General features: G+C 67.3%; 46 protein-coding genes and 1 tRNA gene. 42 read left to right on the plus strand and 5 right to left on the minus strand.

The genetic code is table 11. The features are described from left to right. Positions 1–3: 3 nt before the first annotated feature. Genes O3S82_RS00900 through O3S82_RS00910 form a run of 3 tightly spaced genes read right to left on the minus strand, consistent with a single transcriptional unit; the run spans position 4 to position 2830 of the window. The gene (locus O3S82_RS00900; protein ID WP_269304818.1) at positions 4–735 is read right to left on the minus strand and encodes a sulfite exporter TauE/SafE family protein; all 732 of its coding nucleotides are present in this window, start codon (positions 733–735) and stop codon (positions 4–6) included. 18 nt (positions 736–753) lie between these two features. Beyond that, positions 754–2034 carry a uracil-xanthine permease family protein gene (locus tag O3S82_RS00905; protein WP_179426911.1) on the minus strand — a complete coding sequence of 427 codons (1281 nt, stop codon included), beginning with the start codon at positions 2032–2034 and terminating at the stop codon, positions 754–756. 43 nt (positions 2035–2077) lie between these two features. Next, positions 2078–2830 (minus strand): enoyl-CoA hydratase, encoded by a 753-nt coding sequence (locus O3S82_RS00910; RefSeq protein ID WP_179426909.1) that lies wholly within the window; start codon positions 2828–2830, stop codon positions 2078–2080. Positions 2831–2853: 23 nt separating this feature from the next. Between O3S82_RS00910 and O3S82_RS00915 the strand changes: the two genes are divergently transcribed. From O3S82_RS00915 to O3S82_RS00930, 4 genes are all read left to right on the plus strand, one after another. Next, positions 2854–3024 carry a hypothetical protein gene (locus tag O3S82_RS00915; protein WP_269304820.1) on the plus strand — a complete coding sequence of 57 codons (171 nt, stop codon included), beginning with the start codon at positions 2854–2856 and terminating at the stop codon, positions 3022–3024. Next, positions 3024–3743 (plus strand): alpha/beta fold hydrolase, encoded by a 720-nt coding sequence (locus O3S82_RS00920; protein ID WP_269304822.1) that lies wholly within the window; start codon positions 3024–3026, stop codon positions 3741–3743. Before O3S82_RS00915 ends, O3S82_RS00920 begins: the two co-directional genes overlap by 1 nt. Positions 3744–3821: 78 nt before the next feature. Further along, positions 3822–3895, plus strand: a tRNA-Gly gene (locus tag O3S82_RS00925). A gap of 75 nt (positions 3896–3970) precedes the next feature. After that, on the plus strand, positions 3971–5242 hold the full coding sequence (locus O3S82_RS00930) for a tyrosine-type recombinase/integrase (RefSeq protein WP_269304824.1): 1272 nt from the start codon (positions 3971–3973) through the stop codon (positions 5240–5242). On the opposite strand, the gene O3S82_RS00935 is transcribed toward O3S82_RS00930, so the two are convergent. Beyond that, positions 5169–5579 (minus strand): hypothetical protein, encoded by a 411-nt coding sequence (locus O3S82_RS00935; protein WP_269304826.1) that lies wholly within the window; start codon positions 5577–5579, stop codon positions 5169–5171. The genes O3S82_RS00930 and O3S82_RS00935 overlap by 74 nt on opposite strands. A 33-nt stretch (positions 5580–5612) precedes the next feature. Beyond that, on the minus strand, positions 5613–6374 hold the full coding sequence (locus tag O3S82_RS00940) for a hypothetical protein (protein WP_269304828.1): 762 nt from the start codon (positions 6372–6374) through the stop codon (positions 5613–5615). 216 nt (positions 6375–6590) lie between these two features. On the opposite strand from O3S82_RS00940, the gene O3S82_RS00945 reads away from it, so the two are divergent. The 38 genes from O3S82_RS00945 to O3S82_RS01130 all read left to right on the plus strand — a co-directional run bounded on the left by O3S82_RS00945 (position 6591) and on the right by O3S82_RS01130 (position 21681). Then, complete coding sequence (locus O3S82_RS00945) at positions 6591–6848, plus strand: helix-turn-helix domain-containing protein (RefSeq protein WP_269304830.1); 258 nt, start codon at positions 6591–6593, stop codon at positions 6846–6848. Then, positions 6845–7072, plus strand: coding sequence for a hypothetical protein (locus O3S82_RS00950; protein WP_269304832.1), 228 nt, complete (start codon positions 6845–6847; stop codon positions 7070–7072). Before O3S82_RS00945 ends, O3S82_RS00950 begins: the two co-directional genes overlap by 4 nt. Beyond that, the gene (locus tag O3S82_RS00955) at positions 7072–7893 is read left to right on the plus strand and encodes a ParB N-terminal domain-containing protein (protein WP_269304835.1); all 822 of its coding nucleotides are present in this window, start codon (positions 7072–7074) and stop codon (positions 7891–7893) included. Before O3S82_RS00950 ends, O3S82_RS00955 begins: the two co-directional genes overlap by 1 nt. Continuing rightward, the gene (locus O3S82_RS00960; RefSeq protein WP_269304837.1) at positions 7893–8417 is read left to right on the plus strand and encodes a hypothetical protein; all 525 of its coding nucleotides are present in this window, start codon (positions 7893–7895) and stop codon (positions 8415–8417) included. The genes O3S82_RS00955 and O3S82_RS00960 overlap by 1 nt, the downstream gene beginning before the upstream one ends. After that, positions 8414–8662, plus strand: coding sequence for a hypothetical protein (locus tag O3S82_RS00965; RefSeq protein ID WP_269304838.1), 249 nt, complete (start codon positions 8414–8416; stop codon positions 8660–8662). The genes O3S82_RS00960 and O3S82_RS00965 overlap by 4 nt, the downstream gene beginning before the upstream one ends. A gap of 111 nt (positions 8663–8773) precedes the next feature. Further along, positions 8774–8953, plus strand: coding sequence for a hypothetical protein (locus O3S82_RS00970; RefSeq protein ID WP_269304840.1), 180 nt, complete (start codon positions 8774–8776; stop codon positions 8951–8953). Then, positions 8950–9285: a hypothetical protein gene (locus O3S82_RS00975; protein WP_269304842.1), complete on the plus strand. Its 336-nt coding sequence runs from the start codon at positions 8950–8952 to the stop codon at positions 9283–9285. The genes O3S82_RS00970 and O3S82_RS00975 overlap by 4 nt, the downstream gene beginning before the upstream one ends. Further along, the gene (locus O3S82_RS00980; RefSeq protein ID WP_269304844.1) at positions 9282–9557 is read left to right on the plus strand and encodes a hypothetical protein; all 276 of its coding nucleotides are present in this window, start codon (positions 9282–9284) and stop codon (positions 9555–9557) included. Before O3S82_RS00975 ends, O3S82_RS00980 begins: the two co-directional genes overlap by 4 nt. Next, positions 9554–9865 carry a hypothetical protein gene (locus O3S82_RS00985; protein ID WP_269304845.1) on the plus strand — a complete coding sequence of 104 codons (312 nt, stop codon included), beginning with the start codon at positions 9554–9556 and terminating at the stop codon, positions 9863–9865. Before O3S82_RS00980 ends, O3S82_RS00985 begins: the two co-directional genes overlap by 4 nt. 115 nt (positions 9866–9980) lie before the next feature. Beyond that, entirely contained in the window at positions 9981–10121 is a 141-nt protein-coding gene (locus O3S82_RS00990; RefSeq protein WP_269304846.1) for a hypothetical protein, read from the plus strand. A gap of 339 nt (positions 10122–10460) precedes the next feature. After that, positions 10461–11246, plus strand: a complete 786-nt coding sequence (locus O3S82_RS00995; RefSeq protein ID WP_331283482.1) for a DNA-methyltransferase — start codon at positions 10461–10463, stop codon at positions 11244–11246. After that, complete coding sequence (locus O3S82_RS01000) at positions 11243–11518, plus strand: hypothetical protein (protein WP_269304848.1); 276 nt, start codon at positions 11243–11245, stop codon at positions 11516–11518. The genes O3S82_RS00995 and O3S82_RS01000 overlap by 4 nt, the downstream gene beginning before the upstream one ends. Next, a complete protein-coding gene (locus tag O3S82_RS01005) occupies positions 11515–11808 on the plus strand; it encodes a hypothetical protein (RefSeq protein ID WP_269304850.1) in 294 nt (97 codons plus the stop codon). The genes O3S82_RS01000 and O3S82_RS01005 overlap by 4 nt, the downstream gene beginning before the upstream one ends. Next, complete coding sequence (locus O3S82_RS01010; protein ID WP_269304852.1) at positions 11805–12017, plus strand: hypothetical protein; 213 nt, start codon at positions 11805–11807, stop codon at positions 12015–12017. The genes O3S82_RS01005 and O3S82_RS01010 overlap by 4 nt, the downstream gene beginning before the upstream one ends. Next, positions 12014–12364 carry a hypothetical protein gene (locus O3S82_RS01015; protein WP_269304854.1) on the plus strand — a complete coding sequence of 117 codons (351 nt, stop codon included), beginning with the start codon at positions 12014–12016 and terminating at the stop codon, positions 12362–12364. Before O3S82_RS01010 ends, O3S82_RS01015 begins: the two co-directional genes overlap by 4 nt. A gap of 62 nt (positions 12365–12426) precedes the next feature. Then, positions 12427–13191: a YqaJ viral recombinase family protein gene (locus tag O3S82_RS01020; protein WP_269304856.1), complete on the plus strand. Its 765-nt coding sequence runs from the start codon at positions 12427–12429 to the stop codon at positions 13189–13191. A gap of 1 nt (position 13192) precedes the next feature. Then, positions 13193–13501 (plus strand): hypothetical protein, encoded by a 309-nt coding sequence (locus O3S82_RS01025; protein WP_269304858.1) that lies wholly within the window; start codon positions 13193–13195, stop codon positions 13499–13501. A 1-nt stretch (position 13502) separates the two neighbouring features. Further along, positions 13503–14057 carry a hypothetical protein gene (locus tag O3S82_RS01030; RefSeq protein WP_269304860.1) on the plus strand — a complete coding sequence of 185 codons (555 nt, stop codon included), beginning with the start codon at positions 13503–13505 and terminating at the stop codon, positions 14055–14057. Beyond that, on the plus strand, positions 14054–14266 hold the full coding sequence (locus O3S82_RS01035) for a hypothetical protein (RefSeq protein ID WP_269304862.1): 213 nt from the start codon (positions 14054–14056) through the stop codon (positions 14264–14266). Before O3S82_RS01030 ends, O3S82_RS01035 begins: the two co-directional genes overlap by 4 nt. Beyond that, positions 14263–14583, plus strand: a complete 321-nt coding sequence (locus O3S82_RS01040; RefSeq protein WP_269304864.1) for a hypothetical protein — start codon at positions 14263–14265, stop codon at positions 14581–14583. The genes O3S82_RS01035 and O3S82_RS01040 overlap by 4 nt, the downstream gene beginning before the upstream one ends. Then, on the plus strand, positions 14580–14723 hold the full coding sequence (locus O3S82_RS01045; RefSeq protein ID WP_269304865.1) for a hypothetical protein: 144 nt from the start codon (positions 14580–14582) through the stop codon (positions 14721–14723). Before O3S82_RS01040 ends, O3S82_RS01045 begins: the two co-directional genes overlap by 4 nt. Continuing rightward, positions 14720–15109 carry a hypothetical protein gene (locus O3S82_RS01050; RefSeq protein ID WP_269304866.1) on the plus strand — a complete coding sequence of 130 codons (390 nt, stop codon included), beginning with the start codon at positions 14720–14722 and terminating at the stop codon, positions 15107–15109. The genes O3S82_RS01045 and O3S82_RS01050 overlap by 4 nt, the downstream gene beginning before the upstream one ends. Further along, a complete protein-coding gene (locus O3S82_RS01055; RefSeq protein ID WP_269304868.1) occupies positions 15067–15498 on the plus strand; it encodes a hypothetical protein in 432 nt (143 codons plus the stop codon). The genes O3S82_RS01050 and O3S82_RS01055 overlap by 43 nt, the downstream gene beginning before the upstream one ends. 214 nt (positions 15499–15712) lie before the next feature. Beyond that, positions 15713–16162, plus strand: coding sequence for a hypothetical protein (locus O3S82_RS01060; RefSeq protein WP_269304871.1), 450 nt, complete (start codon positions 15713–15715; stop codon positions 16160–16162). Continuing rightward, positions 16155–16469: a hypothetical protein gene (locus O3S82_RS01065; RefSeq protein ID WP_269304873.1), complete on the plus strand. Its 315-nt coding sequence runs from the start codon at positions 16155–16157 to the stop codon at positions 16467–16469. Before O3S82_RS01060 ends, O3S82_RS01065 begins: the two co-directional genes overlap by 8 nt. Positions 16470–16572: 103 nt before the next feature. Beyond that, positions 16573–17217, plus strand: coding sequence for a hypothetical protein (locus O3S82_RS01070; RefSeq protein ID WP_269304875.1), 645 nt, complete (start codon positions 16573–16575; stop codon positions 17215–17217). Between the two features lie 202 nt (positions 17218–17419). Next, positions 17420–17890 (plus strand): hypothetical protein, encoded by a 471-nt coding sequence (locus O3S82_RS01075; RefSeq protein ID WP_269304877.1) that lies wholly within the window; start codon positions 17420–17422, stop codon positions 17888–17890. Positions 17891–17956: 66 nt separating this feature from the next. Continuing rightward, entirely contained in the window at positions 17957–18259 is a 303-nt protein-coding gene (locus O3S82_RS01080; protein ID WP_269304879.1) for a hypothetical protein, read from the plus strand. 43 nt (positions 18260–18302) lie between these two features. Beyond that, on the plus strand, positions 18303–18512 hold the full coding sequence (locus tag O3S82_RS01085) for a hypothetical protein (RefSeq protein WP_269304881.1): 210 nt from the start codon (positions 18303–18305) through the stop codon (positions 18510–18512). Further along, positions 18509–19093: a helix-turn-helix domain-containing protein gene (locus O3S82_RS01090; RefSeq protein ID WP_269304884.1), complete on the plus strand. Its 585-nt coding sequence runs from the start codon at positions 18509–18511 to the stop codon at positions 19091–19093. Before O3S82_RS01085 ends, O3S82_RS01090 begins: the two co-directional genes overlap by 4 nt. Before the next feature lie 66 nt (positions 19094–19159). Beyond that, complete coding sequence (locus O3S82_RS01095) at positions 19160–19462, plus strand: hypothetical protein (RefSeq protein WP_269304879.1); 303 nt, start codon at positions 19160–19162, stop codon at positions 19460–19462. A 43-nt stretch (positions 19463–19505) separates the two neighbouring features. Beyond that, a complete protein-coding gene (locus tag O3S82_RS01100) occupies positions 19506–19715 on the plus strand; it encodes a hypothetical protein (protein WP_269304881.1) in 210 nt (69 codons plus the stop codon). Then, entirely contained in the window at positions 19712–20296 is a 585-nt protein-coding gene (locus tag O3S82_RS01105; protein WP_269304886.1) for a helix-turn-helix domain-containing protein, read from the plus strand. The genes O3S82_RS01100 and O3S82_RS01105 overlap by 4 nt, the downstream gene beginning before the upstream one ends. Positions 20297–20298: 2 nt before the next feature. Then, on the plus strand, positions 20299–20520 hold the full coding sequence (locus tag O3S82_RS01110; RefSeq protein WP_269304888.1) for a hypothetical protein: 222 nt from the start codon (positions 20299–20301) through the stop codon (positions 20518–20520). A 124-nt stretch (positions 20521–20644) separates the two neighbouring features. Beyond that, on the plus strand, positions 20645–21064 hold the full coding sequence (locus O3S82_RS01115) for an ead/Ea22-like family protein (RefSeq protein WP_269304889.1): 420 nt from the start codon (positions 20645–20647) through the stop codon (positions 21062–21064). Beyond that, positions 21057–21314, plus strand: a complete 258-nt coding sequence (locus tag O3S82_RS01120) for a hypothetical protein (protein ID WP_269304892.1) — start codon at positions 21057–21059, stop codon at positions 21312–21314. Before O3S82_RS01115 ends, O3S82_RS01120 begins: the two co-directional genes overlap by 8 nt. Continuing rightward, on the plus strand, positions 21311–21505 hold the full coding sequence (locus tag O3S82_RS01125; protein ID WP_269304894.1) for a hypothetical protein: 195 nt from the start codon (positions 21311–21313) through the stop codon (positions 21503–21505). Before O3S82_RS01120 ends, O3S82_RS01125 begins: the two co-directional genes overlap by 4 nt. Beyond that, positions 21502–21681: a hypothetical protein gene (locus O3S82_RS01130; protein ID WP_269304896.1), complete on the plus strand. Its 180-nt coding sequence runs from the start codon at positions 21502–21504 to the stop codon at positions 21679–21681. The genes O3S82_RS01125 and O3S82_RS01130 overlap by 4 nt, the downstream gene beginning before the upstream one ends. Positions 21682–21741: the final 60 nt, after the last annotated feature.

The raw sequence follows: 21741 nt of genomic DNA on the forward strand, positions 1-21741 counted from the left end.
GGCTCAGGCCAACGCGTCGAGCAGCAGCCAGGCCGCGACGGCCGTGATCGCCACGAGGTAGATCCGGTCGAAGCGGCGCTCGGGCATGCGGTCGAGCACGCGACTGCCCACCCAGGTGCCGGCGATCACGCCGACGATGCCGGCCGCGGCCGCCGGCGCCTGGGCGGCGGGCAGCAGCCCGATCGACCCGAACAGCACGAGCTTCGCCAGGTGCCCGGCCACCTGGGACGCGGCGAACGTGCCGACGAAGCCGAGGCGGTCACGGGTGCCCGCGCGGAAGAACGGCGCGGCGAGCGGACCGGTGGCGCCGACCACGGGGTTGAGCGCGCCGAGGACGCCGCCCATCGCGATCCAGCCGCCCGAGCTGAGGGCGGGCAGCGGCCTCGAGAGCCACACGGGCAGCCAGGTCGCGGCCAGGACGGTGACGGCGATCGCGATCTGCAGCACCGCGTCGGGCGCCTGGCGGGCCAGGCTGAGGGTCAGCAGTCCGGCGGGCAGGAGCAGCATCGAGGTGCGCCAGACGATGCGCCAGTCGACGTCGCGCCGGCGGACGATCGTGCGGGAGCCGTTCGAGACCACCTGGATCGCCGCGTGCAGCGGGATCGCGACGAGCGGGTCGAGGAACGCGACGAGCACCGCGAGCAGGACGATGCCGCCACCGAAGCCCAGGACCGCGGTGAGCGCCGACGTCGCGAACGCGCACGCCGCGACGAGCAGCACCAGAGCGGGGTCCACCCGCCCATGTCTACAGGGTCAGGCGCCGGGGTCGAACGTCTCCTTGGACAGCTCGGCGTCGGGATCGCGCTGGAGCACCCGCATGACGTGGTAGATCACGATCGCGGCGACCGAGCCCAGCGTGATGCCGGCGACGGAGACGTCTCCGCTGGTGAGCGTGAGGTTGCCGATGCCGATGATCAGGGCGGCCGCGGCCGTGTACATGTTCACGGGGTTGGCGAAGTCGACCCGGTTGTCCATCCAGATCCGCACGCCGATCAGGCCGATGAGGCCGTAGAGCGCGACGGTGACGCCGCCGATGACCCCCTCGGGGATCGTCATGAGCAGGGCACCGAACTTCGGGGAGAGGCTCAGCAGCATCGCGACGACGCCAGCGACCACGTAGGCCGCGGTGGAGAAGACGCGCGTCGCGGTCATGACGCCGATGTTCTCGCCGTACGTGGTGGTGGCCGAGCCGCCGAAGCCGCCCGCCAGCGTGGTGGCGAGGCCGTCGGCGATGAGCGCGCGGCCGGACTCGTCGTTGATGGCGGGACGGCCGGTGAGGTGGGCGACGCTGCGCACGTGGCCGACGTTCTCGGCGACGAGCGCGAGCACGATCGGCAGGAACATCGGCAGCACCGACCAGTCGGCGGTCGGGGTGTGGAAGTCGGGGAGGCCGAACCAGGCCGCCTTCTCGACGTTGCCGAAGTCGAGCTGACCGCTGATGGCCGCGGCCGCGTATCCGACGACCATGCCGAACAGGATCGACAGGCGGGCGGCGAACCCGCGCAGCACCACCGCCGACAGGCAGATCACGGCGAGCGTCAGCGTGGCCAGCCACGGGGCGACCGCGTAGTTGGTGGTGGCCGCGCCCGCCAGGGCGAAGCCGATCAGGGCGACGATCGCGCCGGTGACGACCGGGGGCATGAGCGCATCGAGCCACCTGGAGCCGGTGGCCTGGACGACGAAGCCGATGATCGCCAGCAGGACGCCGGTGCACATGATGCCGAACAGCGCGGCGCCCATGTCGCCGTCGGCGACGAGCGCCTGGACCGGGGCGATGAAGGCGAACGAGGAGCCGAGGTAGCTGGGCAGCCTGCCGCGGGTGATCGCCAGGAACAGCAGGGTGCCGAAGCCCGAGAAGAACAGCGTGGTCGTGGGCGGCATGCCCGTGAGGATCGGGACGAGGAAGGTCGCGCCGAACATCGCGACCACGTGCTGCGCGCCGAAGCCCAGCGTGCGCGGCCACGAGAGCCGCTCCTCGGGCATGACGATCGCGTCGGGCTTCACGTTCTGGCCGTCACCGTGCAGGGTCCACATGGAACCTGACCTTCTCACGGGCCGGTGACGGCCGTCGCGCGGGTCAGCGGGAGGCGAACTTGGCCGCGAACGCGGCGAACTCCTCGCTGCTGAGCGACTCGGCCTGCGCCCAGGACTCGAAGTTGAGCGACTCGTGCAGGTCGGACCGTGCGGCGACGCCCACCGACTTCTTGATGTCGGCCATCAGCTTGGGGTTGCGCTTCGCCCACGTGGCGGCCAGCTCGGCGGCGCGGGCCTTCGGATCGTCGGCGATCTCCTGGGCGATGCCCAGGCGCAGCGCGGTGTCGGCCTTGATGATGTCGCCGTTGAAGAGGGCGGCCGCGGTGTTCGCCGAGCCGATGCGCTGGGTGAGCATCCACGTGCAGCCGCCGCCGGGGTGCAGGCCGATCTTGCTGAAGGTGGGGCCGAAGCCGCCCTCGGGCCCGGCGATGATGACGTCGCAGGCGAGTGCGATGTTGAGTCCGGCGCCCACGGCAGCGCCCTGGACGGCCGCGACGGTGGGGATCGTGAGGTTCCGGATGCCCAGGAACGAGGCGTAGACGTTCATCAGGTGCTCGCGCAGCACGTCGGCGGGACGACTGGTGTCGCCGAAGAGGCTCTCGAGGTTCGCGCCCGAGCAGAAGGCCTTGCCAGCGCCGGTGACGACCAGTGCACGGGCCTCCTCGTCGGCGGCGACCGACTCGACGGCGGCGCGCAGCTCCTCCAGCAGCGGCCAGTCGAGGGCGTTGAGGCGCTCGGGGGCGTTCAGCGTGATCGTGCGGACGGAGTCTTCGCGCGTGAGCTCGACGAGTGTCATGCGGATCACCCTACGATCAGCCCATGACCGAACGGACCCTGCCGGTGGTGCCTGGCGTCGAGCACCGGTGGATCGACGTCGACGGCGTGAGCCTGCACGTGGCCGAGGCGGGGGAGGCGCACCGCTCGGCCGACCGCCCACCCTCGTGCTGCTGCACGGGTGGCCGCAGCACTGGTTCTGCTGGCGACACGTGATGCCGGCGCTGGCCGAGACGCACCACGTGATCGCGCTCGACCTGCGCGGTGCCGGCTGGAGCGACGTCCCCGAGGGCACCGAGGCCTACGACAAGCGCGTCATCGCCGACGAGGTCGCCCGAGCGATCGAGGTGCTGGGCCTCGACCGGCCGGTGCTGGTCGGGCACGACTGGGGTGCGTGGACCTCGCTCCTCGTCGCGAGCCGTCACCAGGGTGTGGTGCGCGGTGTCGTCGCGGCGGCGATCGTGGCGCCGTGGGAGGACGTGCCCTGGTACCAGATGTGGCGCTTCGCCTACCAGCCGATCGCGGGCGGTCCCGGCGGTGCGCTCCTGCACCGCCGCGCCGGGCAGGTGCTGCTGAAGACGATCTTCCGCGCGGGTGCGTCGCGGCGGTTCCGCTGGGAGCGCGGCGTCCGCGAGGAGTACCTGGCGCGGTTCCGTGACCCGGCGCGGGCCCGGGCCGGGCAGTCGATGTACCGGGCCTTCCTGCTCAAGGAGATCCCGCAGCTGGGCCGCGGCTACGCCCGCCGGGTCGACGACGTGCCGCTCCTCTTCCTCCCGGGCACCGGCGACCTCGTCCTCGCGCCCGCGCTCGTGCGCCGCGCCGAGGGCCCGCCGAACGTGACCGTCACCGAGATCTCGGGCACGGGCCACTGGATCCCCGAGGAGCGCCCCGCCGAGCTCGTCGGCCACGTGCGCGACTTCCTGCGCCAGCTCTGACGAACGATGAGGCATTGAGCCCCGCTCCGGTACCCGAATGCACCATCGTGGTCTGAGTCGTTACGATCGGGGCACACCGCCGGTGTAGCTCAATGGCAGAGCGCTTGCTTCCCAAGCAAGATACGCGGGTTCGATTCCCGTCACCGGCTCCACGGCATAGCAATGAAAAACGATGGTCACGGCGTCACGGTACACATCCCGTACACAAATCGGCGTAGAATGTAACCGTGCCGAAGCCCCAGAAGATCACCCGCCTCGACGGCAGTGTGCGCTGGAAGGTCCGTTTCCGGGACGGGCACAAGAACGCATCTGAGACGTTCATCGAACAGCGCAAGGCCAAGGACTTCTGCAAGTTGGTAGACGCGCTCGGCGGTACGAGAGCCCGCGCGGTCATCAATGAGCACCAGCGCGAGAACGTCATCACCATGCCGCTGAGCGAACTCCTCGACCGCTGGTTCGAGTGGAAGTCCGCCCGGCAGTCCGACGGAAGACCCCTGCGCGTCGAGTCGCCCTACACGCTGGTCCGGTACGAGCAGATCATCCGACTGCACATCAAGCCGCACCTCGGTCACCTCCAGGTGAACCTCGTGAACCAGAACGACGTCCAAGAGTGGGTCGACTGGCTTGCGTCCGAGCGGTCACGGAAGACCGTGGCCGACGCACACTCACTGCTCCACGCCGTCTACACGTGGGCAGGCTCCAAGTCGCGTCAGCTCGCGATCGTCGACCCGTGCGCCGAAACCGAGTTGCCCAAGAAGGGCAAGCGCGTCGTGAAGGGCATCAAGCCGAACGAGTGGAAGATCCTCCACGCCGCGGCTCTCGAGGTCGACACCGACGCGGCCGACCTGCTCTCGTTCCTCGTCTACACCGGCTGGCGCTGGTCCGAGTCCGTCGCAATCCGATGCATGGATGTCGACGACATGGGCCCCGACGGCGTTTGGGTCAACATGGGCCGCGTCCTGCGTCGAGTCGACGGCTCGCGGTTCGAGTTCGCCGACGACAACGCCAAGAGCCAGGCCGGCGTCCGACGCGTGAAGTTGGGCGGTGACGCCGCAGCGATGGTCCGTCGACGGATGGCCGGCCGCAAGCCAACTGACCTGCTGCTGACGAACTCGCGGGGGAGTGGCTGGCACTACTCGCAGTTCCACTCCGACGTGTGGACGTTCAGCAGGCTCAAGACCGACGGACCACGCACCCGCGAACGGATCCTCCAGGCCGCGCACCGGCTTGGGCTCGATCGCGCAGCCGAGGTCAAGTTGCACTGGCTGCGCCACACGCACGCCGCGCTCATGGTCATGCAGGGCGAATCCCTGGCCGCCGTGCAGAAGCGGCTCGGGCACGAGAGCATCCAGACCACGATCGGCACGTACGGCTCGATGGTGACCGACGTCAGCGACGCCGGCCTCGACGCGCTCGACAGGCTGCTCAGTGGAGGTGCGCTAGCCGTTGGCGCAGGTACGCCCGCTCTGCCGGATGCAGGGTCTCCAGCCGCGTCTTGAGGAGGTCCACGTCGACCCACAGCTCGTCGGCGGCCTCCTCGGCGCAGTGAGCCCACGCGAGCGTCTCCCCGAGCTTCTGCAGGTCGATCAGCTCGCGGGCCGCGGCGATCTCGCAGGCGGCTTCCTCGCGCTCTCGCCACGCCGCCCACACGCGACCGCGTGCGTGGTGCTCGAGCTCGTGCTGGACCACCGACCGACGCTCAGCCTGGGTCATGCCGCGGCGCAGGCTGAGCGTCAGGGTGTCGTGGTTGAAGTGGCCCTTCGCGCCCCCGTCATGCCAGACGAGGGTGACCTCGGGCAGGGAGCGCAAGGTGCGCCACGGGTGCGGTAGGTGCATAGGCACCTGACCGTAATCAGGCGCTCCGACAGATCAGTCCTCGTCGGGGTCGAAGCCGGACACAGAGCCGCCATGCTTCTCTGACTGGTTCGGGCCGGGCTGGTCGCGGCCGTGTTCGCGGACCGCCGCATCCACCTCGGTCGTCGCAGCCTCGAGATACCGATTGGAACGGCGCGCCGCGAGATCGTCCGGAGTCGACTCGGCGCGGGCGGGCAAGCCGTACTGCGCTCGGACTTCGTTCTCGATTTCGAGTACTTCCGAACGCGGGAGGCGCTCCATTGAGTCGATGGCGAAACGCTCTAGCTCACTGAGCGGACGCCCGAGAGCCTCAGCGCGTCGTTCCGCTTCGATTTCGAAGGCACGACTCGTCGCAATGCGGATGGCCTTGTGCTTCAGCCACCCCTCCAGTGTGGTCTTGGCAACTTCGAGTTCGGCGGTCGCGCGATCAACGGCCTCGACGGAGGCTGCGATCTTCTCCTCGAGCCAGGCCGGACTTTGGTCGCTTGCCGACTCTCGCGAGTCGTCGGTGTCGACATCATCGCTATTGGTCACGGGCGCCGGTGCGTCGAGTTCGCCAAGGGCAATCAGTCGGTACGTGCCCTTCTCCCAGCCGAGAGCCTCCTCGATCCTCGCCTGAGTCTTTGACTGGATCGTCCGACTGAAGTCGAGCATGTCGGAAATCGTTCCGTAGTCGAGTCCGGTCGTGGCGGCGAGATCGGCTTTCGTCCAGTCTCGCTCTCGCATCGCAGCGGCGACGGCGTTCGTAGCGCGCCGCTGACCTGTGTTCTGTGGCATGGACCCTGTCCTTCTGTCGGTTCGTCATGCCGAAAAGATTTCGGAAAACCTAGGGAACATCAACTGGCCTGATTCTGTACAACCGGGAACTCAAGCGGGAATACCGCCGTGTAACTACATCCATGTCGCTGGCTCTGACCTGCGGAAACATGAAATTCGGGCTCGTTTCCGTGTTTCCTCTTGTGCTGTTCCCTAAAGTTCCCTATCGTCTTCCCCATGAGCAGGAACAAACTGGAAGCCCATGAGGAAGCCGAGCGGCGCCGCGTCGGCGCCACGATCCGCCAGTACCGCGAGATGCGTGGTTACAAGCCCGATCAGTTCGCCAGCGAGGTGGGCATCAGCCGCCCGTACCTCGCGAACATCGAGGCCGGCCGAAAGCCGCTGACTCAGGTTCTCCTGGCGCGCGTCGCCAGCGCGCTCGAGGTTGAGCAGATCGCGATCATTCGCGAGGGCTACTTCGCGGAGACGGCATGAAGCCGACGTACACCGTGGCCGAGCTCGCAGCCCGCTACGGACTCGATCAGGCGAGCGTCATCCGTCGCTGCCGCGGTGATCGTCCGTGGCCCCACCTGCGACCGAACGCCCGCAAGGCGACGACGTGGCGCTTCACCGAGGCCGACGTCGAGGCCATTGACGATCTGATGCACCACGGGGGAGTGCTCGTGGATTCCTGGGGCCGCGAAGTCAGGAGCGCCTGATGCTCTACCAGTTCCTGCCCCGCCTGACGGACGACGAGTACTCCTCGCTCGAGGCGTCCATCCGTGAGCACGGCATCCAGGTGCCGATCCTGGTCGACGAGAACAAGTCGATCATCGACGGCCACCACCGTCACGAGATCGCCGAGCGCCTGGGCATCGAGTGCCCGCGCAGGTTCGCGATCGACCTCAGTGACGAGCAGAAGCGCACGCTTGCCCTGTCGCTGAACGTGGACCGCCGGCACCTGACTCGCGACCAGCGCCGCCAGCTCATCACCGCGTCAGTCATGGCCGACCCTCAACTGTCGAATCGGCAGCACGCCGAGCGGACGGGCGCCAGCGACAAGACCGTCGGAGCCGTCCGGACCGAACTGGAACGGCGTGCGGAAATTCCGCACGTCTCCGAGAGGCGAGACTCGGCGGGCCGCACGCAGCCGGCCGCGAAACCGGTCCGCATTCCCTCCATTCCTCGCGCGAGTGAGCGCGCAGAGGCGGACGCTCCGACGTCCGAGTCGCAGGCGTCGAGCGGCGAGGCGACTGACCTCCCGCCCGCCGCTCCGCCTGCGATGAACGACCCCTCACCCGAGGTCACCGAGTGGTTGGCCGGCAGCCAGGAGCTGCAGGACAAGCAGTACATGCAGGAGTTCCGCAAGGCGCTGGGACGGTCCGGGCAGTACCGGCAGTTCGACGCCGAGCGGATCGCTCGACTCGCCCCCGAGGCAGACATCAAGTCGCTCGAGAACGAAGCCCGTAACACGGCGGAGTTCCTCGAGCGAATTCGCCGCGGTCGCACCGGACTGCGCGTCATCAACGGAGGTCGGTAATGAAGACGAACCACTGGTCCGATCAGGACCGCCAGGAACTGGAAGCCCTGCGCAAGGAAGCGTGGAGCCACTCGACCAAGCAAGCCGAACGCAACGAGAAGTACGTCGAGCTCCTTCTCGACGCCGTCCAGGCTCATCGCAAGTGGGCGCGCGAAGTGCTCGACACCCTCTGCCTGTCCGGCGGTGGGTCGGACCTGAAGAACTGGCGCAAGCGCACGGCGCAGGTGATGGTCGCCCACGACGGTCGCCTGCTGAGCAAGCCTCGCGTCCTGGGCACCATCCGCACGGACGCCAACGGGAAGACCTACTCCGAGCAGACGCTGTTCGACCTGTTCACGTGGGACGAGATCGACAAGAAGCGCGAGACGTACCGCAAGCAGGTCGGCGCGTACGACACGAACATCGCACTGCTCGATCGCCTCGCTCAGCTCCGCGAACTGGCCCCGGGCGCGAGCACGCCGGCCGAGGCGTGCCGACGCATCGGCACCACCCTCGACGAGTGGCTCGGGACTGAAGCCGCATGAGCCGCCATCTGATGTCCGCCGAGACCTTCGAGAAGAAGAAGGACCAGCTGATCGAATCGGCGATCCGCGAGCAGCTCTACCTGCACTTCGCCACGGAGGTGACTGAGGGCCGTGTCGTCTGGAACCCCGAGACGGACGAGTTCATCGCCAGCGAGAAGGCATCCGCGGAACACGTCGCCGAGTCGGCCGCGGCCCTGGCCCGCCTCATGAAGCACCTCGATCAGTCGTCGGGCCGCACCCCCTAGTCCGCCGGGCGGCTGTCCCCCCGCAGTCGCCCGGCACCCCAGCCACTTGCCGCCGGAAGCAATGGGGAGCGGCGGCAGGCACCAACCACCACACGAAGAGGAACCACCACCATGAGCACACCGTCGACAGCCGACCTCGCGCCACTAGGTCGCACGTTCGTCCTGACCTGGCTCGAGGACAGCATCAAGAAGGACGGCAAGGCGACGGCGGACGATCTGGCCGCTGCCCTCAGGTCCGCGTCGTCGCCCGAGCATGCGTCGTTCTGCATGAAGGGCGGCGAGGACGCATGAGCACGCCGAGCATCCCGCAGCGGCTGGCCGAACTGGAGGCCGACCTGCGACGTCGCAGCGATCTGGTCGATGCACTGATGTCCGAGAAGCTGCACCACGCGGTGATCGTGGCGGATCAGGATGCGGCTGGTGGCGTGGACGAGTTGTCCCGCGCCGACTACCTCGCCGCTCGTGAGCGGTGGGAGGTCGCGACTCGTGACTTCGAGGTCGCGCAGGCAGAGGCCGCGGTCGACCGGTCGCTGGAGACGGTGCGCGCCGAACTGGCGTCCCGTCGAGCGCATCCGTCGCGGCTGAAGCTCATCCCCGGCGGGCAGATCGGAGCGGACTCATGAGCGCCAGCCTGACGTGTGACAACTGCGGCACGTCCCTAATCCTCGACCACAACGGCACCGAGGCTGAGAGTGGCGAGGACGCGGCGTGGATCGAACTCCGGACCCGGACGTACAAGACGCGCTGGGATGCCTGCACGCTCACCTGTGCGATCGGACTGCTCGACCATGGCCCGATTCGCGAGGTAGTCGAGTCGGAGTTGCAGAGCATCGTCGACATTGCTCGCGCCGTCCGCGGCGAGGGCGAATTGGACAATGGCGGAGCGGACTCATGAGCCGCTTCCTGATCCCCGTGTCCCTCGCCGCGTTCTGCGTCTCCGGCGTCATCGCCGCCGAGACCATCGAGCCCGGCATCACCTTCCTGACCATCCAAGGCGCCGCGCACACGATCCGGCTGCTGTGGGAGTCGTTCGCGTGGGTGTCGCCGCTGGTCCTTCTCGGCTGGATCTGCGTGAAGTACGGCGTCTACGTCGGGCGCCGCGACCAGGTCCAGGAGACCGCCGCCGAGAACGCACGCAACAAGAACGTCAGTGCTGAACGCGTCCTCATCCTCGGCAAGCACACCGGCGGGAGGGACTGCTGATGAGCGCGCCGACCACCGACGTGTTCGTGCCGTCCACTGACGAGTCGGTCGCGGTCTGGGCTGAGCAGTTCAACGAGGTCACCGTCATCGCCGAGCAGCCGACAGGTGGTGCGTCGTGATCTACCCGCACTGCAAGCACTGCTGCTGGGGCGACGAGGTTCACCCGGACGACGCGCCCGGTCACGACACCCCCTGCTGGACCGGCTGCGAGGGAGCCACGCCAGCCGAACTCGACCTGTTCGAGGAGGTCGCCTGATGGCCCGCCGTGATGCCCGCCGAGGCCCCTGCCACGCCCACGACAAAGCCGAGTGCTGCGGCCGAGACATCTGCTCGGACTGCGACATCCCCGACCACTGCCCCACCCATGACCAGGAGAACGCCGCATGAGCCACTACGAACACCGCAAGTGCCCGACGCCCGGCTGCCCCGGTGACCCCAACTTCGCCCCGCCATGGGGTTACCACGGCCGTGACTGCCACCGCACGCGTATTCCGGCACGCCTTGTCGACTGGCTGGTCGTTGGCCTCGTATTCGCCGCAACTCTCGTGACCCTTGCCCTGGGCGCTCTAGCAATTGTCGTGGAAGGGAACACGCCATGAGCGCCCCCTACTACCAGGACGACTCGGTGACGCTCTACCACGGCGACTGCATGGAGGTCCTGGGTGAGCTAACGAGCGGCCGAGCCGAATCGGCAGCTCACGTGGTCGTCACGAGTCCGCCGTACAACATGGGCCTGACGCCCGGCGGCAATGGGCGCGGAATGTACCGGCCCGGCGCGAACAACAAGGGCGGTCGCTTCCGCGAAGGCTACGGAGACGGTGACCACGACGACGCCATGCCACAGCCGGAATACGACGCGTGGCAGCGCGAGGTGCTGGGACTTCTCTGGGAGCTCATCCCCGACGACGGCGCGATCTTCTACAACCACCGCGTTCGAGTCGAGCACGGGCGAGCCCGCCTGCCGCTCGGCATGGACTTCGGCCCTGCCGTGCTTCGCCAGATCATCACCTGGGATCGAGGAACGGGCATTGGCGTAACCGGCCGTCACTTCTGTGCCGTGGCCGAGTGGATCATGCTTCTCGCTCGTCCCGAGTTCAAACTCCGTGACCACAGCGCGTCAGGCATGGGTGATGTCTGGCGTCTCGGAATGGAACGCGACCGTTCTCATCCGGCTTCGTTCCCGGCATCACTTCCTGCCAGAGCACTGGACGCTTCGGCCGCACGATCGGCTCTCGATCCGTTTGCAGGTTCGGGCACGACCTTAGTGGCAGCGAAGGCTCTCGGGATTCCATCGATCGGGATCGAGAAATCGGAGCGGTATTGCGAGATGGCCGCCAAGCGCCTCGCGCAAGACGCTCTCGACTTCGGAGGTGTCGCATGACCTGCCGACCAATCACTGAGGACGACAAGTGCCAGCACGGCATCCCGATCGAGTCGGTGGACATGCACCACTGCCCGCACGACGGGTTCACGTGCGTTCCCTGCGGAAACCCCGACTGCCATCGCGTGGAGGCGAAGTACAGGCGCGACACGTTCCTGGGCGTGAAGTGGTTCAGCCGTTGCTCGCTGTGTGGCGAGAAGGGGCCGGACGAGGTCAGCAAGGACGAGGCGCTGGCGTGGGAGCAGATGCACCACGAGGCGGTGGCGAAGTGAGTGCCGACGCGACGATGAGCCGGCTGTCCAAGTACCGCGATTTCGGAATGACCGCGAAGGTCGTCACTGCGCGGAAATTGCACTACTGCGACATCAATGACAACTACCCCGGGATCTGCGAGCGCACAATCGAGCCCGGCGCGCAGTACATCCGCTCGGTGATGTTCCCGAACCATGACGCCTCGGGATATGACACCCCCGTTGCCTATGCCGTATGCGCCACCTGCGCCGAGGGCTACACCGGCCTCGACGATCTCGCCGACGCCATCCGTGACGGCGGTTCTCGATGAACGCCGCCGACCTCACCGCCGCGCACGTAGGCCGCCAAGCCGTCATCCGCATGGGTCGTGACCGAGTCGCGGGATGGATCGCCACCGTCCAGCACGACCGCAGCGGCACCTCCGTCGTCATCCAGCCGAACCCGGACACCCATCACGTCTGGCACGACTGCCGCCTCAGCCACGACGACCAGATCGAACTCAAGGAGCCGAAGCCATGACCGACGCCACCACTCACCACTCCGAGTGCCTCGACTGTGAGGCGAAGTTCGCCGACAAGAACGAGGCCGACGTTCACATGCGGGAGACGTTCGATGCTGCGCCGGTCGGCGCTGACGGATGGAGCCGCTCCGGACACCGAACCCGAGTCGTCAACCCGACACCCGAGGAGCGAGCGGAGATCAAGGCCCGATCGACCGTCTCGTGGGCCGTCTCTGACGCCGTCGACGGCGCCATCGACTCGCTGATTCGCAAGGTCGATCGTGGCGACATCACGGCCGAGGAAGTCCGCCACCACCTGCGCTCCTACTCCGACTTCATCGACGCATGGGATGAGGCGCAGGAATGAGCCTCCATATCCTCGACAATCTCGAGCAAGGTTCGCCGGAGTGGCACGATGCCCGCCGAGGCATGGTTACCGCGTCCGTCATCAGCCGACTCCTCACCGTCAGCGCGCCCGGAGCGACCGCCTACGACTGCCCCGAATGCGACGCAGCGGCCGGCACCCCGTGCGTCAGCCTCGCCCGCACCGAACCGCAGCCGATCAAGACCCCGCACCGGGGACGTGTCGAGCTCGCCGCCCACAACGCACCTTCCGCGCCACCCGTCATCGAGGTCGCCGACAACGACACCTCCCGCGGCCTCACCCTGACGCTCGTCGCTGAGCGACTCAGCGGCATGACCGAGGACACGCACATGACCTCGGACATGTGGCGCGGTGTCGAGGCCGAACCGCACGCGAGGGACGCCTACAGCGAGCACCACAAGCCCGCCACCGAGGTCGGCTTCATGATCCGCGACGACTGGGGCTTCCAGATCGGCTTCTCGCCAGACGGGCTCGTGGGCGACGACGGCTTCATCGAGATCAAGGCACCCCGCGCCAAGACCCACGTACTCACCGTCATCGAAGGCCGCATCCCCGAGCCGTACATGGCGCAGATCCAGGCCGGCCTCCTGGTCTCCGGGCGCGCGTGGTGCGACTACATCCCGTTCGTCGGAGGGATGCCGCTGTGGACCAAGCGCGTCCACCCTGACCCGGCGTGGCACGACGCGATCGTCGCTGCCGTCCGCGCCTTCGAGACCAACGCCGCCGAACTCACAGAGGCGTACCTGCAAGCAACGACGGGACTGCCCGTCACTGAACGAATCGAACCCCCACTGGAAATGGTGATCTGACATGAACATCAAGGAAGCACGAGCGGCAATCGAAGCGATCCTCGCAGCGATCCCCGACGAGGAATTTCCGGACTTCGACAAGGTCGAGGTTCGCAAGGACGGCACCGAAGTCGTCGTTTGGTGGGGAGGTCGCGGACAGCACCTTGGCAGTGCCAAGAGCAACGGCGTGCGCAATCCACTCAACTACCGGACCTCCGCCTCATGGAACGCCATCGAGGGCGAGATGACCTACCGCGCCGATCGCCGCTACCTCGAGAACGGCGACACGATCGAAGGCATCCGACTCGGTCGCAAGACGGTCGAGGTCTGACATGGACATCACGCAGAGCATCGCCCCGAAAAGCGATCAGCTGAACTACGAGGACGTGGCGCTCACGGGGCCCGTCACGGTGACCGTCGCCAAGGTCACCGCCGGCAACGCCGAGCAGCCTGTCCACATCCACCTCGAGGAGTTCCCTGGCCGACCGTTCAAGCCGTCCAAGACGTCGCGGCGAACCATCGTCGCTGGCTGGGGGCCCGAGACGTCCGTGTACGTCGGGCGCCGCATGACCCTGTTCGGTGACCCCACCGTGAAGTGGGCGGGGAAGGCGGTCGGAGGCATCAGAGTTTCGCATCTGAGCCACATCGAGAAGCCGATCACGCTGGCCCTCACCGAGACGCGTGGGCAGCGCAAGACGCACACCGTCCAGCCGCTCCCCGACGCCCCCGCACCCCAGCAGGCGTCTCCTGAGCCGACTGCCGAACAGGTGGCCGCGTGCACGAGCGTCGATGACCTGCGGGCGATGTGGAACGTGTCCGGTCCTGAGCGTCGTGCCCAGATCGAGGCGCGCCGCGACGAGATCACGGGCGGCGGTGAGCAGGCATGACCGCGCGGTTCCTGGTCCGACGTGACGCGACCCCTGAGGAGATCGCAGCGAGTCCTCTCGGCCGGGTGATCACCGAGGCGCACAGGTCCGACGCGCTGGTCGTCTACGGCGATGGCTACCCGGCGCACAACGGTGGCTGGTGGCAGCCGCTGTCGTGGAATCCCGCCAACGTCCGCGTGGCTGGCGAGCGGGCGGGGGTGACGTCGTGAAGGGCTACGACATGTCCGAGCACTGGCGCCTGGTTGGCATCGACGGCTGCCCTCGCATCTCGGGCACGTTCTGGGTCACCCGGCCCGAGACGGACGAGGACACGATCTGGGTCAAGTCGGTCGACGTCACAGTGTGGAGCGAGGGCCGTCACCACGGTCGCATTCTCTACAGCGGCGACCTGGCGGCGAGCGTCAAGGGAGGCGTCGTCGACCTCAGGCGCCACATGCTCCGCGCCGACAAGTTAGCCGACGTCGAAGAGGTCTGGGACGACATGTTGGCCGTCATCGCGGCAGTCGCAGCCGAGGTCCGGCCATGACCTACCCACGTCGCCCCGACCGCCTCAACGACAACGTCGACCACCGGACCGACGCCCGATCCGACGGCGACTACTACCCCGACGAGAACGACCAACCCACCCCACAAGAACTCGCAGAGATGGAGGCGGACGGATGGTGAGCGAACGACCACGCAGCCGCTGCACCCAGTGCAACGAGTGGCACCGCGGCAAGAACGACATCTGCCGCAACCGCCGCGTCCGCAACAAGGCCGACCAGATCACCGGGGAACTCGCCCTCACTGGAGGCCGCTGGGTCCGGCGCGGGATGACCGTCGTCTACGTGCTCGACGAGCCCACCAAGGTCCACCGGCCGCGCGCAGCCGCCCCCCGATGCGACGACTGCCGCTTCGTCCTTCGACGCGACGGCACCTGCTACCAGTGCGAGTCCCACGTGCGCCCCATCGTCTTCCCAGGCCGGCCTATCTGCGGCTGCGGATGCCTCCTCGCGCACCCCGGCGAAGCGTGCCCGAACTGCGCCGCCATGAGCGTCAGGAGCGCCGCCTGATGTGGTTCAAGGTCGACGACAAGTTCGCGATGCACCCCAAGGCGATGGCGGCCGGGAACGCTGCTCTCGGGCTCTGGGTGAGAGCTGGCTCGTGGTCCGCTGCACACCTCACTGACGGTCGGATTCCGGCCGAACTTCTGGGTGCGCTCGGCGGAAATCAGGCCGCAGCGAACCGCCTCGTGAAGGCGAAGTTGTGGGAGGTCGAGCCGGGCGGATACCAGTTCCGCGACTGGTCCGACTACCAGCCGATCGCCGAAGACGTGAAGGCCGCCGAGGCAGCCGAAAAGGACGGCGGTTCCTGGGGAAATCACGTCCGCTGGCACACCCGCAAGAACGTCTACAACGACCACTGCAAGCACTGCCGCGCCGGACAGGAGGCCACGGCATGAGCATCGCCACCCCGATCGGGAACCCGATCACGTTCCCGACATCGGGGGCGACTCGCCCCCGAATCCCCCGACCCGAACCGACCCGAACCGACCCTCTTAAGTCCTTGGTTGACGCTCTCGTCAAGGTGCGAAGCACCTTGGCTGAGAGCGCATGGATCCCTAGCCCTAATCGTCTAGTTGGTACGCGTGCGCGAGCTCGGACGGAGGTCTAGCGATGCTCACGAAACTCCAGGCCGAGCGGATCGCTGGCGCGATCCAGCTCTTGCAGCCCAACTGGACCATCCCGCAACTCATGGGCGTCATGGCCGACCCCCGCATCAAGAACCGACCGCCGGCCGACATCGCCTCCTGCCTCGCGTTCCTCGCCACCGACGGCGAGACCAAGCAGCCCACCCGAGCGTTCGAGCCCGGCATCTGGTGGTCGACCGCGACCGTCCGCACCGAGCAGCAGGGACCGACCTACCGCCACGCCGACCCTCGCGACTGCGGCGTCTGCAACAAGCCCGAGTCGGAGTGCTTGAAGGACGGCCACGACTACACGCCCGTGTTCGTCCGTCGTGACGACCGTGCGACCCCGGATCTGATCGCGCGTGTTCGTCAGGCGGCGATCGACAACCACCAGCCGTTGAAGCGGCTCGACGAGAAGGAGAACACCGATGAGTGAGTACACGCCGGACGACGAGGACATGCGCGCCTGCTACGTGCATCACTGCCAGATCACCCACGGCCTCACTGAGACCGCCGCGTGGGCCGAGTTCCATCGCTGGCTCACCCAGCACGACGCCGAGGTGAAGGCGCAGGCGCTGCGGGAGTTCGCCTCGGACCTCGAAGCAACCATCGATGACGTGGTGAGGCTCGATGCCAGCCGAGGCAACGACGTCGCGCTGACGTACATCAACTGCACGCAGATGGACACGGCGATGGCACGCGAACACGCCGACAGCATCCACCCCACCACCAAGGAGTCCTGATGTCCAGCACCGACGACCGTCACGGCGACGAGCAGACCGACACCCGTCTCGCTGCCGAGTACGCGAAGAACCACCCAAAGCCGGCCGTGAAGGAGGAGCAGAAGTGAGCAACCACCAGAGCGACGCACGCAAGAGAGCAGCCGAGAAGGCGCAGGAGTTCATCACGTCGGCAGCTCAGGCATACGACGTCGCGGCCGACCAGCCACCCACCCTGCCCGACACGTCCACGTGGGTGCGTCGTGCGCCAGGTGACGTGATCGAAGCCGGGACGCCGTACATCTACCGCAGTGACGTGGACGGAGCACTCACTCACTACCCATCTGGCCGTGGGTCGCGCTACAGCATCGACGCCGACATGCCGGGCTCCTACTGGACCCCGCCGCCTGCCCCGTCCGAGCCCTGGTCCTCGATCTCCACCGACCGCGACAAGCCGACCCTGGCGCGGGTGACGTGGGACGACGGATCGTCGTTCACCGGGAACCTTCACGTGGACGGCAAGATCATCCGCGACGACCTGACGCAGAGCATGGGCTTGGCCAGCGAGATCGAGTCCGTCGATCTTCTGCACACGCACAACCCCGAGACGCACGTGCCGGTCGAGCGGGCGCTGATCGAGCGCGTGCTCAACGGTGGCGACACGGCTCAGCGCCTCAGGGCGGATGGTCTGTTCGGGATCGCGAGCGCCGTTGCTGCCCTCGCCTCCCTCGCGTCTGACGAGTCGAGCGCCTCGGACGGGGGACGGTCGTGAGCGCGGCGTACGTGCGCCAGCGGTACGGCGTGGACTTCAAGCGCGGCGATCGGGTCGTCCTCTGTGCTGGTACTCCGAGTGAGCGGCGAGGCGTCGTGGTGTCGTTCCCTGGCCAGTACGTCGGCGTCCGATTCGACGACCGGAAGCACACCGAACGCTGTCACCCGACGTGGAACCTGACGCCCGAGTCCGAGGATCCCCGATGAGCGCCCGCGATTGGCAGCCGGGGGACCGTGCGTACGTCGAGGTCGAAGTGCTGCGGGATTGTGGCGACGGCGATGCGTTCGTCGAGCTGGAGGCGGCCGGAGGGTTCTACGTTCCCGCCGCCGACCTGCTCCCGGCCCCGCAGGCGGACGAGGGTGCGATCGAGCGGGTCGCCGACCTGCTGAGGTCGTGGGGCGTGCGGTCGAGGCACGGCGAATGGACGGATGCCGAGGCGCAGCGGAGCGCGGCGCGTGAGGTGATCCGCCTCCTCGCGTCTCCTGTGCAGCCCGGACGCAGCGAAGCCGAGTGCGGTTGCGCGGATGACGACCCGTGCCTCTGTGACCCAGATCGCCTCAACCCTCCCGCGAGGTACACGGTCCGGTCCAGTGCGCAGGTATCCATCGCCGCCGCAACCGGTGACGTGCCCTTCCCTCCCGCCGACACCACCGACACCGAAGGGACGGATTGACGTGACTGAGCCGACGTTCGCCCCCATCGACCACCCCCGCCGCACCCACGACCAGGAGGCACGCTCATGACCAGTGTCGAATCAATGAGAACCATTTTCACGGACTACATCGACCCGTTTCCGTTCGTCGAGGTTGGCGACGCAGGCGGCGAATTCTGGGGCTACGGACACCAGGACGCGCAGACGTTCGTTACCGAGATTGCTCGCTACGACCGCGAGTGCGGTTCTTCGTGGGGCCCCGAGGGCTACGACCCGTCTCACGTCGAGCACCTGTGGGCCGTCGAGTTCGAACAGCTCGACGGATGGACATGGGAGATCGAACCCGAAGGCACCGAAAATGCCTTCCCGATCACGAGGTACATCCAGTGACTCGCCGCGCCGCCGACGACACCACGGGGGCGGGTGACGACGAGTGAGTCACTACCACCGCAAGTGCCCGACGCCCGGCTGCCCCGGTGATCCCAATTTCACCCCGCCGTGGGGTCACCACGGGCGCGACTGCCACCGCACGCGCATTCCCGCACGCCTCGTCGACTGGTTGATCGCCGCTCTCCTCGTCGTCACATTCACCACATCGGTCGTACTCGGCCTCTGGAACATCCTGGAAGGAATCGCGTCATGAGCGTCGAAGAACCCGCCTGGAAGCCCGGAGATGAAGCACTCATCCGGGTCCGCGTCGAGTCGGTCCAATCCAGCCGAAGAGTCGGAGGAGGCGTCGTGGGCCCCGAGGAGTGGTCCGCGGCGGTGATTCCTGTCAATGGCCCCGGATACGAGACCTTCGTCCCAGTGGGAGAACTTCTCGTGCCCGGACGCAGCGAAGCCGAGACGCTGCGGGAGTGCATGGCGTCGGCGGTCCGCGAAGGACTCGCTCGCGCTGGCGTCTCGCAGGCCGATGCCGCCGCCTACCTGAACGTCTCGCAGAAGCACCTGAGCCAGATGCTCACGGGCAAGGTCGACGGCTCGCTGTCGATGTGGCAGAGACTCCTCGAGTTCGTCGACGTGGACGCTGGCCTGCTGGTTGACGGCCGGCCGGTCACGGAGGCCACGACCGAGTGGGGCTTGATGACTGAGGTCGGCGCCGTGTCCTGGTTCCGCAAGCGGGAACACGCCTTGGACTGGTTCGAACCCGGATACTCGCTCGTCTGTCGTCGCGTTGGGCCGGTGACCCCCGCCGACACCACCGACACCGAAGGGACGGATTGACGTGACTGAGCCGACGTTCGCCCCCATCGACCACCCCCGCCGCACCCACGACCAGGAGGCACGCTCATGACCAGTGTCGAATCAATGAGAACCATTTTCACGGACTACATCGACCCGTTTCCGTTCGTCGAGGTTGGCGACGCAGGCGGCGAATTCTGGGGCTACGGACACCAGGACGCGCAGACGTTCGTTACCGAGATTGCTCGCTACGACCGCGAGTGCGGTTCTTCGTGGGGCCCCGAGGGCTACGACCCGTCTCACGTCGAGCACCTGTGGGCCGTCGAGTTCGAACAGCTCGACGGATGGACATGGGAGATCGAACCCGAAGGCACCGAAAATGCCTTCCCGATCACGAGGTACATCCAGTGACTCGCCGCGCCGCCGACGACACCACGGGGGCGGGTGACGACGAGTGAGTCACTACCACCGCAAGTGCCCGACGCCCGGCTGCCCCGGTGATCCCAATTTCACCCCGCCGTGGGGTCACCACGGGCGCGACTGCCACCGCACGCGCATTCCCGCACGCCTCGTCGACTGGTTGATCGCCGCTCTCCTCGTCGTCACATTCACCACATCGGTCGTACTCGGCCTCTGGAACATCCTGGAAGGAATCGCGTCATGAGCGTCGAAGAACCCGCCTGGAAGCCCGGAGATGAAGCACTCATCCGGGTCCGCGTCGAGTCGGTCCAATCCAGCCGAAGAGTCGGAGGAGGCGTCGTGGGCCCCGAGGAGTGGTCCGCGGCGGTGATTCCTGTCAATGGCCCCGGATACGAGACCTTCGTCCCAGTGGGAGAACTTCTCGTGCCCGGACGCAGCGAAGCCGAGACGCTGCGGGAGTGCATGGCGTCGGCGGTCCGCGAAGGACTCGCTCGCGCTGGCGTCTCGCAGGCCGATGCCGCCGCCTACCTGAACGTCTCGCAGAAGCACCTGAGCCAGATGCTCACGGGCAAGGTCGACGGCTCGCTGTCGATGTGGCAGAGACTCCTCGAGTTCGTCGACGTGGACGCTGGCCTGCTGGTTGACGGCCGGCCGGTCACGGAGGCCACGACCGAGTGGGGCTTGATGACTGAGGTCGGCGCCGTGTCCTGGTTCCGCAAGCGGGAACACGCCTTGGACTGGTTCGAACCCGGATACTCGCTCGTCTGTCGTCGCGTTGGGCCGGTGACCCCCGCCGACACCACCGACACCGAAGGGGGCGAGTGAGCATGGGCGACCTCATCGTGGCCTACCTCGCTGGCCTTGCCACCCTCCCCGTCTTGGTTGTGCTCTACCGGCTGTTCGACGTCGCTTTGGCCACAGGGACACGAGTTGAGTGCCTGCGCTGCGGCCACTCGACCGGAGCCATCGACACCACTCCGCGCATCGTCGTGGAACTCCGCTGGCGGTGGCACGAACTAACTGCTCACCGATCCGAAGGGACGGACTGACCATGGCCGAGCGATGCGAGACGTGCGGCGCGTTCAAGACCGAGGTGCGCGGCTACAGCGGCGAACCCGATCACTTCGAGTACGTCTGCCGCAACCCGAACCACTCCAAGAAGGGCGACTGAACATGGCCGAGCTGAACCTGACCGAACTGCGCGAGGTGGCCGAAGCTGCAACGCCGGGACCGTGGACGTGGCACGAGTACCGCCGCAGTGGAGACCCTCTCCCGTACCTGGTGGGCCGGGGTGGTGATCCCGAGTTCTACGTCTATGACGCCGAGGTCATCGAGCCGGACCATGACGGCGAGTGCGGGTGTCGTTCGGCCTGCCGACTCGAACTCCGTGTCCGCGACGTCGATCAGTCTCACATCGCCACCTTCGACCCGCCGACCGTGCTGGCCCTGCTGGATCGCGTGGCCGAACTCGAGGCCGTGGTGGGGCGAGTGGAGGCGGTCCATCGCATCTGGAACAACGGGTCATGGGGCGGCTACACCGACCAAGTGCTCGCAGACCTCCGTGCCGCGCTGGCTGGTGATGGCGATGAGTGAGCCGACCAGCCCCCGCGACGAACTCGTGACGCTGCTCATCGACTACCTCGACGCACGGGAATGGTACGACGGCACCGGGTCGACCGAGCGGTTCGTGGAGGCGATCCACCTCGCTGAAGTGCTCCTCGCCGCCGGCTGGACCAAGGTGACGTCGACAACCAATCCGGACGACGGCGGGTGCCCCTGCTACCTGTTCCGACGGGAAGGCGAGGACGACTGGCACGGCGAGTTCTGTGAGGCCAAGCCATGACCTCGGACCTGCTGAACGACACGTCCCGACCCGCCTGCGGATGCGACCACTGCACCAAGTACGCCACCGCCTGGGCAGACGGATCCATCCTCGCCCGCATCCGCCAGACCGTCGCCAACACCTACATCGACCGCGGCACCAGGGAACGCGCGCGGCTCTACCAGCAACTCAACCGGAAGGACGCGTCATGAGCGTCATCGGCTGGCCCGAGGACCGGTGGGAGCCGTGCGAGCCACGCGTCGAGCTCAGCGGCGGGCCCGAACGCATCTACGACGACGAGCCCAAGCCGAACACCACGCGACGAGTCGGCTTCGGCATCGAACCCGAACCTGTCGAACCACTTCTCTGGGACGGAGACAACGCATGATCTGGGCGACCTGCACCGACTGCGGCAAGCGGTCCTACCTCAGCAAGCACGCCGCACGAC

The organism is Aeromicrobium sp. HA, assembly GCF_027171405.1.
In the GTDB taxonomy this organism is placed as follows: domain Bacteria; phylum Actinomycetota; class Actinomycetes; order Propionibacteriales; family Nocardioidaceae; genus Aeromicrobium; species Aeromicrobium tamlense.